Here is a 16,392-nt window from a genome sequence, read left to right as displayed (position 1 = left end):
TTATGCTTGTCCTTTTTCAACGCGTGTGGTGGCGTCGTCTGCAAGCCATGACATGGAAAGAATTGCTGCAACTATTGCGCGATCCGACCCTGCTGGTGTTCGTGCTTTACGCTTTTTCCGCCGATATTTACAATGCCGCTTCGGGGGTCTCGTTTGCACTCAACCATGCGGCACTGGCCTTGTCTGATCTCGACCGCAGTGCCGCCTCGCGCGAGTTGGCAGGGCGCTTCATGCCACCGGAATTTCACTGGATCGGTGCGCTGCACGAGGCCGCGCAAGGCCAGCAATTACTCGATGACGGCAAGGCCATGGCGGTACTCGATATCGGGCCCGGCTTCGGTGCCGCGCTGGCGCGCGGCGATGGCGTCTCAGTGCAAATGCAAATCGACGCCTCCAATTCGGTGCAGGGATTTCTGGCTGCCATCGATGCCAGCCAGATCGTGGCACGCTATGGCTTGGAGCAGGCGGCCCAGCGTTTCGGTATCAGTAGTATTGAGGGCAGCGTCGATATACCGCTGATTAACAATGCCACGCGCGTCTGGTTCAATCCGAATCAAAATGATGCCTGGTTCATGGGTATTTCCGAATTGCTCAATGTCGTGACCTTGTTTGCCATGCTCTTGCCGGCCGCCGCCATGGTCCGAGAAAAAGAGCGTGGCACCATAGAACAATTGCTTGTCTCACCGCTGTCACCTTGGCAGATTATGATGCCTAAAATCATTGCGATGCTCGCCGTGATTCTGGCTGGAACGGCACTCGGCTTATTCGGTATTTTGGTGCCGGTGTTCGCTATTCCGGTCAATGGCAGTGTCTGGCTGTTTTTTTCCGTCACGACTCTGTACGTCAGTACCTTGGCCGGGCTCGGTATATTGATCGCCACCGTGACGCGCAATATGGCGCAAGCCGGCATGATGGTGATTTTATTATTGGCACCGATGATGTTTCTATCCGGTGCTTGGACGCCACCCGAGGCATTGCCGAACGTCATGCGCTGGGGGATGTATTTATCACCGTTGTATTACTACACCAATGCCAGTTATGGCATATTAATGAAAGGCGCAGGCGTGACGGTATTGTGGCCGATGTTGCTCGGTATCGGCGGCATCGCGGCAGTGATCAGCGGCATTACGATGAGCCGCTTCAAACAGCAATTCGCTTAATCGAAGAAAGATTTTTACCATGTCAGAAACACGTACATTGAGTGGCAAACGCGGCCTCATCGTTGGGGTTGCTAACGAGCACAGTATTGCTTACGGTTGCGCCTTGGTGGCGCATGCACAGGGCGCAGAATTGGTGCTCTCTTGCGTAAATGAAAAAGCCTTGAGCTTCGTCGCTCCGCTGGCGGTGCAACTGGACGCAAAATTAATTGTCTGTAATGTGGAAGACAGCAAGGCGCTGGCATCCTTGGTCGCGCAAACGGCGGCACAATTTGGTCAAATCGATTTCGTGATCCATTCTATTGCTTGGGCTCCACTCGAAGACTTACATGGCCGCGTGATCGACAGCTCCGCTGCCGGATTCACCCGCGCCATGCAAGTTTCTTGTCATTCGTTCGCGCAATTGGCTAAGTGTTGCGAGCCTTACTTGAGTCCCACAGCGAGTTTGATCACGATGAGTTATCTCGGTGCCGACGAAGCCGTGGCGCATTACGGATTGATGGGACCGGTGAAAGCCGCACTGGAATCTTTGGTACGCTACATGGCCGTCGAACTCGGCCCACAGGGCGTGCGCGTGCATGCGTTGTCACCCGGGCCAGTACCGACTCGGGCCGCGTCCGGTTTGCTGGAATTTGATGCCTTGATGGAAAAAGCAGCGCAGCGCGCACCGTTGCGGCGTTTGGTCAGTTTGGCTGAAATCGGTCAGTTGGCGGCTTTTTTGATCAGCGATGCCTCGTCCGGTATGACCGGGCAAACTTTGTATGTCGATGGTGGTTACCACATCGTTAACTGAACGCGCCGTCTGCGCCCGCCTGTTTTTTTTTCGCTTATCCACGAGAGCATTCAATGAACAACCCCGTTTATCCGCTGCAGAACGAGCAAGCCGTGATTGCCAATGTGATCTACGACGATATTTACATCGGCCAGTCGGCCAGCCATACGCGCACGCTTACGCGGGCCGACATCCTGGCATTCGCGGCTATTTCGGGCGATGTCAATCCGGCCCATCTCGACAGCGAGTATGCCGACCACACCCTGTTTCACGGCGTGATTGCGCATGGCATGTGGGGAGGGGCCTTGATCTCGACCATACTCGGCACGCAATTGCCGGGGCCCGGCACGATTTATCTCGAACAAACTCTGCACTTTTCCAAACCGGTACGCATCGGTGATGTCTTGACCATTTCGGCTACTGTGGTGAGCAAGGATGATTTGAAAAAACGCGTCACGCTCGATTGTCATATCATTAATCAAGATGGTGTCACGGTAGTCGCCGGTAACGCGCTGGTGATCGCACCGACTGAATCGGTACGCCGCACGCGCAGCAGTTTGCCGACCTTAGCCCTGTTCGACCTCGGCGCGCGTCAACAAGCCTTGATCGCCAGCGTGCACCAGCTGGCCCCGGTGCGCTGCGCCGTGGTCCATCCCTGTGATGCCGATTCTTTACAGGGCGCGCTCGACGCCGCCCGTGCCGGCCTCATCATTGCTGTCTTGATCGCGCCAAAAGCCCGCTTGCAAGCCGTGGCAGCCGCAGCCGGGCTCGACCTTGCCGGCATTGAAATCATCGATGTCGCGCACAGCCATGCGGCCGCCGACAAAGCCGTCGAACTGGCCGCCGCCGGGGCCGTCGAAGCCTTGATGAAGGGCAGTCTGCACACCGATGAATTGATGTCAGCCGTAGTACATTGCGCCGGTTTGAAAACCAAGCGTCGCTTGTCGCACGTGTTTCATCTCGATGCACCGATGTATCACAAGGCCTTGCTGCTGACCGATGCGGCGCTCAATATCGCGCCGAATTTGGCCGAAAAAGCCGATATTCTGCAAAATGCCATCGAGCTCGCGCATGCCCTCGGCATCGCCGTGCCAAAGGTGGCGATTCTGTCTGCACTCGAAACCATCAACCCGAAAATCCCCTCCACCATCGATGCGGCCGCCTTATGCAAAATGGCCGATCGCGGTCAAATCAGCGGTGCCATTATCGATGGCCCGCTGGCCTTCGATAACGCCATCTCGGCCGCAGCTGCGCGCGTCAAGGGGATTGTTTCAGCAGTGGCCGGTGAGGTTGATATCCTGATGGTGCCGGACCTCGAATCGGGCAATATGCTGGCCAAACAATTTGAATATCTGGCCGGTGCTGCCACTTGCGGCATCGTGCTCGGTGCGCGCGTGCCGATCGCCCTGACCAGCCGCGCCGACGGTGCCAGCGCACGCGTGGCTTCGGCCGCATTGGTGAAATTGCTGGCCCATGAATACAGGAAAAATGCGCCATGAGCAGCGCTATCTTGGCCGTCAATTCCGGTTCTTCATCGATTAAATTCGCGCTTTATCCACAGCACCATGCCATCGTTGATGCGGCCGTCTTGTCCGGTTTGGTCGATGGTCTCGAACCCGGTGGCACACCGGCGATACGCTTGGACAGCGCCGACGGCCGCGAACAATTCCCACTCGCGGCGGCCGATCCTGAACAATTGTTTGCCGTCGCCCTGACCAGCTTGCGCAGCCTGATTACACAGCACAGTACGGGCATCGATATCGTCGCCGTAGCCCACCGCATCGTCCATGGTGGTGAACGCTATGCCGCCTCGCTGCCGGTCGATGACGAGGTCAGCAGTTATCTGCAAAAGCTGGCACCGCTGGCACCGCTGCACCAGCCGCATAATCTGGAAGGGGTAAGGGCGTTTCAACAAGCTTACCCCGAGCTGCCGCAAATCGCTTGTTTCGACACCGGCTTTCATTCCACCCTGCCAGTCAATGAATCCACCATACCGCTGCCCTTGGCTTTACGTGCGGCCGGCATTCGCCGCTACGGTTTTCACGGCTTATCCTATCGCTATGTGGCGGGCCGCTTGGCGCAGCATTCCACGCGCGCCAGCCAGCGCGTGCTGATGGCCCATCTCGGCAATGGTGCCAGTGTATGCGCTATGCGTGACGGCCGCAGTATCGCCACCACCATGGGTTTTTCCGCGCTCGATGGCTTGATGATGGGAACCCGCTGTGGTGCGCTCGATCCTGGCGTGCTGCTGCATTTGCTGCAGGCGGGGTGGGATGCCAAACGCATAGAAACGCTGCTGTATCGCGAATCTGGCTTGCTCGGCATGTCCGGTATCTCGGCTGATATGCGCATGCTACGTCGTAGTGAGAGGCCAGAGGCAGGCGCCGCGATCGATTTGTTCGCTTACCGCATCATTCGCGAAAGCGGAGCCTTGTCTGCCTGTTTGCAGGGGCTCGATGTATTGGCGTTTACCGGCGGTATCGGTGAACATGATGCCGCCTTGCGTGAACAAGTCGCACGCGGTCTGGCCTATCTCGGGGTGAAAATCGATGCGGCTAAAAATCACGCAGCCAGCGGCGAACAAATCGCCGCCATACATGCGCCTGAAAGCAGCCAGGAAGTCTGGGTGATACCGACCGACGAAGGCCGCATTGCCGCTATGGATGCGGCAGCTTGGCTGACGGCGCAGGCGGCAGAGAAAAGCAGTAAGTCAGCGCGGCATGGCGCTGGCTGAACCGGTAAAACCCTATCGGCAGCGCACACGCGATCACGCAAGCCAGCAGCAAGTGCAGGGCGCTGTTATCGATGCCGCAGAATTTTTGCAACACGATGCGCACGCCGCTGCCGACCAAGATATGCATGAGATAGATAGTCATCGAATACCGGCCGCACAATTGCAGCCAGTGCAAGGCGCGGCCGGCCCGCGTCGACAGCATGGCCAGACTGCAGACCAGCGCGATCCCGCTCAGTGCCAGTGGCAGCAGCAACAGTGACGGACTGGTATAGCGCAAGCCCAGCGGCCCATGCAGCCAGTAAGCTAAGGCCGCGAAGGCCGCAGCGCACAGCAAGGTGGCCGCCAGCGCATGTGTTTGCAGCCAAGCTTGCACACGCAGTGCCTCAGTGCCCAGCCAAAAAAACAACAGATACGTGGCGATGAAATCGAGCGGAAATGGAAAACTGAGCCGCAGGTGGGCAATCCAGGCCAGCAGCGCGGCGGCCGGCAGCAACACGGCCGCGCCCGGGCGCCGATACAGCAGCGCCATCAAGCCGAACAAGGTAAATAAAACATACAAAAACCAAAATTGCGCGCGCGGCTGCCATAGCAGCGCCAACACCTCGCTCGAGCTGACATGCGCGGTGGTATAGCGCGACAACAGCACTTCGATGTAACCTTGCAGCAGCGACCAGACCAGGTAGGGGTAGACAATACTGCCGGCTTTTTCCCTCAGCAGCGCAGGCCGGCCATATTTGTTGAAAGATGGAATGAAGAACAAACCCGACAAAAAGAAAAACAGCGGCATGTGAAAACTGTAAATCACGCTGTCGATGAGCGTGAAACGCGGCGCATCGAGCAGCAGACCGGCGTTGAACAAGCCACGACTGACGTGACCATAGACCACCAGCACAATGCCGTAGCCTTTGGCATAATCGACCCAGGAAGCGCGCTTATTCATGATCTGTCGGAGAGAGGATGGCGGAAAGTGGCGCTATTGTAGCCTATCGTCGGCGTTTCGCTGCGCATGCGATAATCGATATTCTGTCATGGCAAGGAGGTAGAAATATGCCCAATATCATCAGCCTGCTGTACACGGCCAGCTTGCTGGCGCTGGCAGCACAAGCCCCGGCAGCAGAGCTGCGGCCGCGTTCTGGCGCACTGATTTACAACATGCAATGCGCCGAATGCCATCTGCGTGGCGTCAACGGCGCCCCGAAACTGAGTGACCGGCCGGCTTGGGCTGCCCGCTTGGCACAGGGCCCGACGCGTCTGATTGAGCACGCCATCCACGGTTACAAAATCATGCCGGCGCGCGGTTCCTGCAGCACTTGCACTGATGCGGAAATTACCGCGGCCGTGCAGTATATGATTACGCGGCTCAATGATTAAAACTGCTTAAATTATTGCTCACGCTGCGAGCTGATTAATCTTTCGATTTGCTGCGCATTCGCTGCTGAAATCGTGCGGAAGCGATCGCTGATCCTTGGATCGCATGCCGCACGATGCCAAAACACGGCGGCTGCCGCGGCAGCTTGTAGCCACGCGGAGCGTTCTCTTGGGCTTGGCAAAGTTGGCGTAAATTTTCTATCAAGCAATTCAACCCCACGTTGTGGTGCATAGAACATCGGTAACATATCGTAGGCCGGCGCTAACATCAGGTTTGGCTGGAATGCCAGATTCCCGTCATGCATATCGGTATTCGCGATTAAATGGCCAAAAAGTTCCAAAAGTTGTATCTGGCCGCGCGTTTCTGGTGCGATGTAATTATTCTCGAGCAAGTCATCGGCTGCAGCAGACCATGAGCCAGCTTTGCCGAACAAGGCGACATTCATCTCGTGCCAACTACAGACGCCGGAGCGGCCGAACTCGCCGTGGCGGTCGAATCGATCCACTTCGTAAAAAGTCCGCGCCCCGAATTGATAAATGCGACTGTTTGCTGCCGCAACGTGCAGCGTGTCAGCAATCGTATTCAAGGCTAAGTGTTTGCAGACCAGTAAATCTGACCAGCGCTGTGCTTGTGGTGAAGCATCTGAACCGGAAAATTTCACAATCACGTGCTGCGCTGTGCTTGTCATGCGTCGGGCGGTAAATTTTGGAAATTCCCCGGCAGCGGACGAACCCACTGTGCCATGGCTCAGCGCCTGTTGAGCCAGCGCCGGATAGGCTGTGACGATGGCATCTTCAGTGAGAAACGGCGGTTTGCTTTGTTGTTCCTCATAGAAGCGGCGCAGCGCCGCTTCACCTAAGATGTAATTGCCGGCTTGATCTGACCCCAGCAAACTCAATACGTGTAAGACGTCATCTTCACTCCAGCGTGTCAGGTCGGCGTCGACTTGCAGAATCGATGCATACTGATGCGCAAAATTGCGTCCTACAAAACCTTGTGGTCGCATATCTGCCAAGGGATAAGGGAGCCCGCGAAACCAGCCATCTTGCATTTCTTCGTACAGCGGCCATGGCAAGGGGGTGGCAAAGCGCATCGCACAACCGGCCGGATAAATCGCTTCAAGCTGGCCTGCTTCATGCGTACGTCCGGTGGTGTCGACGGAATACAGCATCAACGGTGCCTGACTACCACGAATTGCTCGTCTGGCCGCGTAGCTGGTTTTGCGAGCACGCCCACGTGAAACCATTTGGCCATCAAATATAATAGATCTATGTAACGATTGTTGTAACGATTGTTGTACATTGGTCGTAAGCGTATCCGTGGCAACGATGTCAGCGCCGTATGTAAATCAGACCCCATAGGATAGTCAAATCGGCCTTGTTTATTGAAGCATTCGACGCTGTTTAATCATACGCTTGCTGCTATCTCGTCTGCAGTGCGTTATGTTAAACTCAACACATGCCAAGCCCAGATCTTAATTTACTCCTGACTCTCGATGCCGTTCTGGCAGAGGGAAGTGTTGCGCGCGCAGCGAAACGCCTCGGCCTCAGCCCATCGGCAATGAGCCGTGCACTGGCCCGATTGCGAGCGACCACCGGTGATCCCTTGTTGGTCCGAGCCGGACGCGGTTTGGTTCCCACTCCTCGGGCGCTCGTGTTGCGTGAAAAAGTGAGCCAGATTGTGCAGGATGCTGAGGCGCTTCTGCGTCCCGCAGAAAACCTCGATCTCGCACAACTGATCAGAACATTTACGATCCGCACACGCGAGGGTTTTGTCGAAAATTTCGGGCCGGATTTGCTGGCTCGCTGCGCCAAAGAAGCCCCCGGGGTGCGGCTGTGTTTCGTGCAAAAACTCGATAAAGACAGTGTTCTGCTGCGCAGTGGTGTAGTCGATCTGGATGTGATGCGCTGCTTGAAGTTGCTGATGGGCAGGAAACCTTGGCATACCTCGAACAGGTCAACCTCTTTATTGTTCCGCTCGATAATGAGCGGCGCTGGTATCGATACCACCACTTGTTCGCTGATTTCTTGCGCCAACGCTTACTCAAAAATCAGCAAGCAGCAACATTTCATCTTCGTGCCAGCCTATGGTACGAGAAACAAGGCTTGGAAATTGATGCATTTCACCAAGCCGTCGCCGCGAACGACATACCACGCGCGATGCGTCTGATTGAAGGAAACGGCACGCCCCTGTACTTCCGTGGTGAGATGGAGCCTGTCGTACGTTGGCTACAAGCACAGCCCCACAAGGTCTTGAATGCCTATCCATCCCTTTGGGTGACGTTTGCTTGGGCCCTGTTTATTGCCGGCCAATCGAAACAAGTGAGTGCAAAACTATTGGCCGCCGAGGCTGCACTAGGTCATGCCCCGATTACTTCGTCTACCCCAGATCTTTACGGGCAAATCGCCACCCTCTGGTCTTGGTCGGCGGTCTCGCAACATAATATTGACGTCATTCATTCTCAAGCAACGCGCGCTTTAGAGCTCTTGTCAGCAGACAATCAGCCCGCGCGCACGGCCGCGCACTGTGCTCTCGGTGTTGTGTTGCTGTTTCGGAATGAACGTGCAGGGGCGCGACGCGCTTTCTCCGAGGTAGTCACCACCGGGCAGTCGAACGGAAACATGATGTTTACCGTAGCGGCATCGATCGCACTGGCAGGTATTGAAGCAAGCGACAATCAACTTCGCTCAGCCGCTGACACTTACCGACGCGCCTTGCAAATGATTACTGATCCTGACCATTTGATCGGATGCGAAGCCCACCTTGGATTAGCGCGCATACTGTATGAATGGAATGAACTCGACGAGGCTGAGTTCCATGCCTTGAAGAGCAGCAAGCTTGCCGCCCGCTCGGAAAGTGAAAACGGATTGGGTGGCGACGTATTACGCGCACGCATGATGTTGGCGCGCGAGGATAACGATAGTGCCGTGAGTTTATTGGCGCAAGCCAGCGTGGCCGCAAAGACAAAGCTTTTCACTGGCCGGATGCAGGAAATTGCTGAGGTTCAGGTGGTGGAAATGTTACGACGAGGTGAGGTGTCGGGTGCGGCCTATTTGGCCACTCAACAAAAATTACCGCTGGCCCAAGCCAAAGCATTTCTTGCGCAAGGGAATGGCAGTGCGGCGTTCTCAATTATCGACGCACACCGACGCGCCATGGTAGAAAAAGGCTATCCCAATGAGGTACTCAAAGCGCTGGTGACACAGGTGATGACACTGGCAGCCTTGGATAGAAGAACGGAAGCGATACAGGTACTCAATGAGGCCTTGGTACTGGCAGAGCCAGGAGAATATATCCGCATTTTTGTCGATGAAGGTATTGTCATGGCAAAGCTGCTCGCCGAAGCCGCCAGCCAAGCAATTAAACCGGATTACGTGGCCAAATTACTCAGTGTCTTTGCCCTGCAAGAGCCGATGAAGCAGAGCGAAATTACCCGAGCGGCCCCTCAGTTTTCCGCGCCAACTGTTGAATCCTATAGCCCCCGCGAGCTGGAAATACTGCACTTGATGCAGCAAGGACGTTCGAACCAGGAAATCAGTGAACGGCTGTTTTTATCGCTGAGCACGGTGAAATGGCATAATCAAAATATTTTTGGAAAACTACAGGTACAACGCAGAACCGAAGCCGTCGCTCGCGCCATGGAACTCAAGCTGTTCACGGCATAGTAGCTTACATGGCTACAATTATTTGCTTAATTGTAAGTTGACCTTATTTGTTCTCAATGATAAATTTGTTTTCAGCGCCCACTTCTGTCTGATATATAGGTCCATGTCGCGTACCGCTGTTTTTCAGGTATGTGCTTAAGCAATAGTGTCTTGCAAATGATTCAGCATACATTGCTTGGGCGGCGCGTTTTCTATACCAAGCAAGGCGCTCGCGCAGGGAGGCAAAAATGATGGCGGCAATTCCATTCGACACACAAATAATGGTGGAAAAGTTGGAAAAATCAGGCGTTCCACCAGAACAAGCCAAAGTGCAAACGGCACTATTAGCGGAACTCATTCAAGCTACCGATGACAGCATGAGCGAGCGTTTTTCCGCCAAGCAGGATGTGGCTTCGGAACTGAGTAAAATAGCTTTTGAGTTGACTTCGTTGCGTCAAGAAATGAAGACGGAATCAGCGCATTTTCGTCAAGAAGTGAAGACAGAATTAGCGTATTTTCGTCAAGAAGTGAAGGCAGAATTAAGTCAATTTAAATTGTCTGGCGAAACATTGAATGCCAATACCAAAGCAGATTTAATTCGCTACATTGTTTCTGCCGGTATTTTGCAGGGGGGCTTGATTGCCACTCTTATTTTAAAATTGCTGCATTAATTCAATGGCGACGGAGTGAGTCGCGTTTCGTTAGGAGCGGTTTTGCCGGTTTTGCTGTTTCAGTCGACGATATAAGCTGCGTTCGCTGATCCCCATTTGCGCTGCCAGCTCTTTGCGTGTGCCGCCCCATGCAGTCATCGGAACATCGGCTGGGCCGGCGACGCTTGCCTGAGTGCGCTTGCTCTGTCGCGTGGCTTCGATGTTTGCTGGTAGCGGTAAATGCTCGACGCGAATCACGTTGTCGTCGGCGAACAGGCTGGCTCGTTCCAAGACATTGCGCAACTCGCGCACATTGCCCGGCCAAGAACCGCGCTGTAATAGTTCCATCGCCTCTGCGTTGATCGTCAACTTGCGTTCACCTGAAGACATCCGTTGCAAAAATGAATCGACCAGCAGCACAATGTCGTCGGGACGCTCGCGTAGTGCCGGTAATACAATCGGAAATGCACTGATACGGTAATACAAGTCTTGCCGAAATTCCCTCTGCTCCATCATGCGATCGAGCGCCTTGTGGGTGGCTGCCACCAAGCGGAAGGTCGCGTGCTGAATTTCGACGCTACCGACACGGCGATAAGTACCCGATTCTATCAGGCGCAGCAATTTCACCTGCATTGACAGCGGCACATCACCTATTTCATCGAGAAACAAAGTGCCACCCTGAGCGGTCTCGACTAGCCCCAGTTTGCGTGAAGTCGCACCGGTGAAAGCGCCTTTTTCATGGCCGAACAGTTCGCTCTCGAACAGCGTTTCAGTCAAGCCTGAGCAGTCAACGATGACAAACGGCCCAGCCGACCGATTGCTCATTTCGTGCACGGCGCGCGCGAACAATTCTTTGCCGGTGCCCGATTCTCCGAGCAGCAATACTGGCAGCAAAGATGGCGCGACGCGTCGCAACGCGCCAAGTGCATGATTGAATGCGGCCGAGCGACCAACCAATCCATCGTCGCTGGGTCGCGCCGAAGCACTACGCACCACCTCCAAGCGTTCGACATACGCGGTAATAGTGCCGCTTTCATCAAAAATGGGACGCAGTTCCACAGCAACATGCTCGGGGCCCCGGGGTGTATGGTGAATATGCAATACACGGTCTGGCCCGCGCAACTCTTGCGCTTTTTTCATTGGGCAATGCTCGCCAGCCTGATCGCATGGCACCTCGTACTGATGCGAAATCCGATAACACTTGTGGCCGATGAGGGGTTTGTCGACCTGCCCGAAATTTCGCTGGTAGGCAACATTTGCGGCCAGGATGTTGTAGGCTGGGTCAAGCACGATCATTGGGTGCGGCTCGTATTCAAGAAACGAGATCAAAGACTGTACCGTAGCAGAGATGAGGGATGGTGCCGCAGGGGTGGCAAGCTTGCTCGGCATATTCGCTCCTAGTGATGACGCATCATGTCGCAAGACTGCCACTATGTCAAATGGCTCTGCCATTGGCAGTCAATAGCTGCCAAAAATGTCATGCGAACCGTAGCGCTGAATTAAATATTGTTTAAAATCAAATGTCTACGGTATTTTTCTTTAAGGAAATACTTTGGCACGGCTTTTGCTGTAGTGCATTCCATCGACGAGACATAAGCAACTCACCAAGGATGAAAATCATGAGCAATCAAGCACTTCATATTGAAGGATTTTTCGATCCTGCCACCAGCACGGTCAGCTATCTGGTCATGGACCCCCTTACCCGCCTTTGCGCTTTAGTCGATAGTGTGCTGGACTACGACCCACACTCCGGCCATACCAGCACGGCGTCGGCCGACCGCTTGATCGCCCTCGTCAAGGAACGCAATGCCACGCTGGAATGGATACTCGAAACGCATGTCCATGCCGATCATGTGACGGCAGCGCCTTACTTGAAAGAACGATTGGGCGGCAAGATCGGGATCGGCGCACAGATCGCTACCGTGCAAAAAGTGTTTGGTGCGCTGTTTAATGCCGGCCCCGATATGGCGCGTGACGGCAGCCAATTCGATCACTTGTTTACCAACGATGAGCCGTTTTCCATAGGAGCGCTGGAATGCCGCGCGCTGCATACGCCAGGCCATACCCCCGCCTGTATGAGCTATGTCGTTGGCAATGGCAGCGAGCGAGCCGCCTTCGTCGGTGACACCCTGTTCATGCCGGACTATGGCACCGCCCGTTGTGATTTTCCTGGCGGCGACGCCAGAACCCTGTTCCGTTCAATCAACAAAGTGTTGAGTTTGCCGGAAGACACCTTGCTCTACATGTGCCATGACTACCAGCCCGGTGGCCGCGAGCTGCGCTTTGTCAGTAGCGTCGCTGAAGAGCGACGCTCCAATATTCATGTACGCAACGGCATCACCGAAGAGGAATTTGTTGTCATGCGTACAAAACGAGATGCTTCGCTCGACATGCCGACCCTGCTCCTGCCTTCAGTGCAAATCAATATGCGTGCAGGGCACTTCCCGGAACCCGAAGCAAACGGCATCCGCTACCTGAAAATTCCACTTAACGCGGCCTGAAACACACAGCATAGTTGTAAGGAGACAAGCATGGATGGGCAAATCGGAAGCCGCAGATCGATGAAACGAAGAATACCAGCGGAGTCGACACAATGAGCATCATCATGCTGCTCGGATTCACAGTCGGCATCATTCTTGCACTCACCGGTGCTGGCGGCGGTATCTTGGCCGTGCCATTGTTGGTCTTTGGGGCCGGATTGAGCATGGCCGAAGCCGGTCCCATTGGCTTACTGGCAGTCGGCCTGGCGGCGGCCTTGGGCGCGCTAATGGGGCTGAAAAACGGCACGGTTCGCTACCGGGCGGCAGCGCTGATTGCCGGCGCAGGAATCATTTGTTCGCCGCTTGGTTTGTGGTTGGCGCAACGTAGCCCTAACCGGCCGCTGACTATCGTGTTTTCGTTTGTGCTGCTGTACGTGGCCGTGCGGGTCTTGCAACGCGCCATGCACGATGCTGGCAGTCATTCGCCGCAGGACAATGCGTCGACCAGCAAGACGCTACCGCCGTGCCAATTGGATGCGGAACGCGGCAAGCTACGCTGGACTGCGCCCTGCGCCCGTGCACTCGCGCTCTCCGGTGTGCTTGCTGGCACCCTGTCAGGTTTGCTCGGAGTCGGCGGCGGCTTTGTCATGGTGCCGGCATTGCAACGCTATACCGACCTGAAGACACAGTCGATTGTGGCGACTTCGCTCGCCGTCATCGCTCTGGTCTCGATTGCCGGCGTGGCCAGCAGTGCTGCGTCTGGCCACTTGCAATGGGCCATCGCCTTCCCCTTTGCTGCCGGCGCACTGGGCGGGATGATCGGCGGCCGCTTGATCGCGGCGCGGCTATCGGGGCCGTATCTACAAAAAGCGTTTGCCATTGTTTCTGCAGCGGTTGCAGTAGCGCTATTTATTAAAGCAATTTCATAAGGTTTTGGAGAAAATATGTTTGGCTTCAGCGCGTTAGAGCTCTCACGCATTCAGTTCGGTTTCACGATCTCGTTTCATATCATTTTTCCGGCGATCACCGTCGGCCTGGCCAGCTTTCTAACCGTGCTCGAATTTCGCTGGCTGCAAACCGGAAAAGCGGTCTATCTCGACCTATACCACTACTGGATCAAGATTTTCTCCGTCAACTTTGGCATGGGCGTGGTTTCCGGTCTCGTCATGGCTTACGAATTTGGTACCAACTGGGGCGGCTTTTCCACATTCGCCGGCGGCGTTACCGGGCCCCTGCTTGCTTATGAAGTATTGACGGCCTTTTTCCTCGAGGCCGGCTTTCTTGGTGTCATGCTGTTCGGTTGGGAAAGGGTGGGGCGCGGCTTGCACTTTTTCGCTACCGCCATGGTATCACTCGGCACACTCATCTCCACCACCTGGATTCTGGCCTCAAACAGCTGGATGCAAACGCCGCAGGGTTACGCAATCGTCAACGGCAGCGTGGTGCCGACGGATTGGCTGAAAGTGATTCTTAACCCCTCGTTCCCTTATCGTCTGCTGCACATGAGCACGGCTGCCTTTCTCGCCACAGCGCTGATAGTGGCCGCCGCCGCAGCGTGGCACTTGCTCAGAAAAAACGATAGCCCTGCCGTGCGCAAAATGCTTTCCATGGCAATGTGGATGCTGGTCATTGTTGCGCCGATTCAAGTCTTGATCGGCGACGCCCATGGTCTCAACACGCTGGCGTACCAGCCAGCCAAACTCGCGGCCATTGAAGCCCACTGGGAAAATCATGGCGATGAGGCGGTACCACTGATCCTGTTCGCTTGGCCCGACATGGCGGCCGAAAAAAACCATTATGAAGTGGCGATCCCGCGCATCGGCAGTTTGATCTTGACGCACACCATGAAAGGCCAGATTCCAGGCTTGAAAGAGTTTGCAAAAGCGGAGCGGCCGAATTCGACGATAGTCTTTTTCAGCTTCCGTATCATGGTGGCCCTCGGCTTAGCAATGATCGTGCTGGGTCTATGGGGTGTTTACTTGCGCATGCGTAAAACCATGTACCAGTCTCGCTACTTCTTACGCGCAACGCTGATGATGGGGCCGGCAGGCTTGATGGCCATCCTCGCCGGCTGGTTCACCACCGAAATTGGGCGTCAACCTTGGGTGGTCTACGGCCTGATGCGTACCGCCGATGCCGTTTCATCCCACGCTGCTGCGCCACTTGCCTTCACGCTTGCACTATTTATCATCGTCTATTTTTCCGTGTTCGGCACCGGTACCGCCTACTTGTTACGCTTGATGCGCAAAGGGCCGCAACCGTATGACGACCAGCGTCACCACATCAGCGGCGGGCCCGGTCACAGTCACACCGCCGCCCGTCCGCTGTCAGCGGCGGACGATGATGTTGCTGTTCACCTTTCATCATCCAACGAGCGGAGCTAAGCAAAATGGGTATCGATCTCTCCATCATTTGGGCCGTGATTATTTTCTTCGGCGTGTTCATGTACATTGTCATGGACGGCTTTGACCTCGGCATTGGCATCCTGTTTCCCTTCGTACCTGATCGGCACGAGCGCGACGTCATGATGAACACCGTGGCCCCTGTATGGGACGGCAACGAGACTTGGCTCGTGCTCGGTGGCGCGGCGCTGCTGGCCGCTTTCCCGCTGGCTTATTCAGTCATTCTCACTGCGCTCTACCTGCCGCTGATCTTCATGCTGCTGGGCCTGATTTTTCGCGGCGTGGCCTTCGAATTTCGCTTCAAGGCGCGCGACCACGAACGACATGTTTGGGATAAGGCGTTTATTGGCGGTTCGCTGACGGCCGCTTTCTTCCAGGGTGTTGCCTTGGGGGCCTATATCGATGGTTTCCCTATGCAAGGCCATGTCTACGTTGGTCACGTGCTCGACTGGCTGCGGCCATTCCCACTGTTATGCGGGGTCGGCGTGATCGTCGCCTACGGGCTACTCGGCAGTACCTGGTTGATCATGAAAACCGAGGGCGATTTACAACGGCGTATGCTGCAATTGACGCGGCCGCTGCTGGCACTGGTAGTCGCAGCTATTGGCGCGGTCAGTGTTTGGACGCCATTCGTCAACCCGCGCGTCACGGCACGCTGGTTCAGTTTTCCCAACATGCTATGGTTTGCCCCGGTACCGGTATTACTGGCCATTGGCGTGATCTTGCTGCTACGTTTTATTCGGACAAATTCTCAGCACCATGGCGCATTCGCAGCTGCATTGGCCATCGTTTTTCTCGGCTATACCGGGCTGGCGATCAGTATCTTTCCCAACATCATACCGCCGTCCATTTCCATCTGGGAGGCCGCATCTTCACCACAAAGCCAAGGTTTTGCACTGGTTGGAACGCTGTTTATCATTCCTTTTATTCTCGGCTACACGGTCTGGTCGTATTACGTATTTCGTGGCAAGGTGAAACTCGGCGATGGATACCATTGATATGCGCCATCATTGGCAATCTGACGAAGTGCCCAAACCTGCCAGCAACTGGCAGGTCTGGGGTAAACGCCTTGCTTGGCTCGTGCTGATCTGGACCCTGAGTGTCAGCGCGCTTGCTTTACTCGCCGGCGCCATGCGTTTGCTCATGCATGCGCTGGGCATGCGTTGACTGCTCGGCCGCGCCTT

General features: G+C 55.4%; 15 protein-coding genes and 1 pseudogene. 13 read left to right on the top strand and 3 right to left on the bottom strand.

Features of this window, described 5'->3' with window-relative positions:
* Window positions 1–2 precede the first annotated feature (2 nt).
* The 4 genes from QN359_RS00315 to QN359_RS00300 are packed head-to-tail and all read left to right on the top strand — an operon-like array spanning window position 3 to window position 4,663.
* Complete coding sequence (locus QN359_RS00315) at window positions 3–1,160, top strand: ABC transporter permease (protein ID WP_322249269.1); 1,158 nt, start codon at window positions 3–5, stop codon at window positions 1,158–1,160.
* Window positions 1,161–1,179: 19 nt separating this feature from the next.
* On the top strand, window positions 1,180–1,950 hold the full coding sequence (gene fabI / locus QN359_RS00310; RefSeq protein WP_322249268.1) for an enoyl-ACP reductase FabI: 771 nt from the start codon (window positions 1,180–1,182) through the stop codon (window positions 1,948–1,950).
* 53 nt (window positions 1,951–2,003) lie between these two features.
* Entirely contained in the window at window positions 2,004–3,428 is a 1,425-nt protein-coding gene (locus QN359_RS00305) for a bifunctional enoyl-CoA hydratase/phosphate acetyltransferase (RefSeq protein WP_322249267.1), read from the top strand.
* Window positions 3,425–4,663 carry an acetate/propionate family kinase gene (locus QN359_RS00300; RefSeq protein WP_322249266.1) on the top strand — a complete coding sequence of 413 codons (1,239 nt, stop codon included), beginning with the start codon at window positions 3,425–3,427 and terminating at the stop codon, window positions 4,661–4,663. Before QN359_RS00305 ends, QN359_RS00300 begins: the two co-directional genes overlap by 4 nt.
* Here QN359_RS00300 and QN359_RS00295 read toward each other — a convergent pair.
* A complete protein-coding gene (locus QN359_RS00295) occupies window positions 4,587–5,603 on the bottom strand; it encodes an acyltransferase (RefSeq protein WP_322249265.1) in 1,017 nt (338 codons plus the stop codon). The genes QN359_RS00300 and QN359_RS00295 overlap by 77 nt on opposite strands.
* A gap of 107 nt (window positions 5,604–5,710) precedes the next feature.
* Here QN359_RS00295 and QN359_RS00290 point away from each other — a divergent pair, with 107 nt between their 5' ends.
* Window positions 5,711–6,034 carry a c-type cytochrome gene (locus QN359_RS00290; protein WP_322249264.1) on the top strand — a complete coding sequence of 108 codons (324 nt, stop codon included), beginning with the start codon at window positions 5,711–5,713 and terminating at the stop codon, window positions 6,032–6,034.
* An 11-nt stretch (window positions 6,035–6,045) separates the two neighbouring features.
* Here the strand turns inward: QN359_RS00290 and yjjJ are convergent, their stop codons facing one another.
* Window positions 6,046–7,362 carry a type II toxin-antitoxin system HipA family toxin YjjJ gene (yjjJ, locus tag QN359_RS00285; RefSeq protein ID WP_323493168.1) on the bottom strand — a complete coding sequence of 439 codons (1,317 nt, stop codon included), beginning with the start codon at window positions 7,360–7,362 and terminating at the stop codon, window positions 6,046–6,048.
* A gap of 128 nt (window positions 7,363–7,490) precedes the next feature.
* Between yjjJ and QN359_RS00280 the strand changes: the two are divergent.
* The 3 genes and pseudogenes from QN359_RS00280 to QN359_RS00270 form a co-directional block, all read left to right on the top strand.
* Window positions 7,491–7,931 (top strand): annotated as a pseudogene (locus QN359_RS00280) (LysR family transcriptional regulator); the annotation flags it as partial.
* Window positions 7,932–8,137: 206 nt separating this feature from the next.
* Window positions 8,138–9,697, top strand: a complete 1,560-nt coding sequence (locus tag QN359_RS00275; RefSeq protein WP_323493547.1) for a LuxR C-terminal-related transcriptional regulator — start codon at window positions 8,138–8,140, stop codon at window positions 9,695–9,697.
* Window positions 9,698–9,924: 227 nt separating this feature from the next.
* Complete coding sequence (locus QN359_RS00270; RefSeq protein ID WP_322249261.1) at window positions 9,925–10,347, top strand: coiled-coil domain-containing protein; 423 nt, start codon at window positions 9,925–9,927, stop codon at window positions 10,345–10,347.
* Between the two features lie 30 nt (window positions 10,348–10,377).
* Here the strand turns inward: QN359_RS00270 and QN359_RS00265 are convergent, their stop codons facing one another.
* Window positions 10,378–11,715, bottom strand: coding sequence for a sigma-54 interaction domain-containing protein (locus QN359_RS00265; RefSeq protein ID WP_322249260.1), 1,338 nt, complete (start codon window positions 11,713–11,715; stop codon window positions 10,378–10,380).
* 230 nt (window positions 11,716–11,945) lie between these two features.
* Between QN359_RS00265 and QN359_RS00260 the strand changes: the two genes are divergently transcribed.
* The 5 genes from QN359_RS00260 to QN359_RS00240 all read left to right on the top strand — a co-directional run bounded on the left by QN359_RS00260 (window position 11,946) and on the right by QN359_RS00240 (window position 16,375).
* Window positions 11,946–12,827: an MBL fold metallo-hydrolase gene (locus tag QN359_RS00260; protein WP_322249259.1), complete on the top strand. Its 882-nt coding sequence runs from the start codon at window positions 11,946–11,948 to the stop codon at window positions 12,825–12,827.
* 92 nt (window positions 12,828–12,919) lie between these two features.
* Complete coding sequence (locus tag QN359_RS00255; protein ID WP_322249258.1) at window positions 12,920–13,735, top strand: sulfite exporter TauE/SafE family protein; 816 nt, start codon at window positions 12,920–12,922, stop codon at window positions 13,733–13,735.
* A 15-nt stretch (window positions 13,736–13,750) separates the two neighbouring features.
* Window positions 13,751–15,190, top strand: a complete 1,440-nt coding sequence (locus tag QN359_RS00250; RefSeq protein WP_322249257.1) for a cytochrome ubiquinol oxidase subunit I — start codon at window positions 13,751–13,753, stop codon at window positions 15,188–15,190.
* Window positions 15,191–15,195: 5 nt separating this feature from the next.
* A complete protein-coding gene (gene cydB / locus QN359_RS00245; RefSeq protein ID WP_322249256.1) occupies window positions 15,196–16,206 on the top strand; it encodes a cytochrome d ubiquinol oxidase subunit II in 1,011 nt (336 codons plus the stop codon).
* A complete protein-coding gene (locus QN359_RS00240) occupies window positions 16,193–16,375 on the top strand; it encodes a DUF2474 domain-containing protein (protein ID WP_322249255.1) in 183 nt (60 codons plus the stop codon). The genes cydB and QN359_RS00240 overlap by 14 nt, the downstream gene beginning before the upstream one ends.
* The last annotated feature ends 17 nt before the right edge of the window (window positions 16,376–16,392 follow it).

Source organism: Undibacterium sp. 5I2, from assembly GCF_035019605.1.
Taxonomy (GTDB): Bacteria; Pseudomonadota; Gammaproteobacteria; order Burkholderiales; family Burkholderiaceae_D; genus Undibacterium.
Note: the sequence above shows the minus strand (reverse complement) of the source record. Positions and strands in the feature narration are given on the sequence as shown.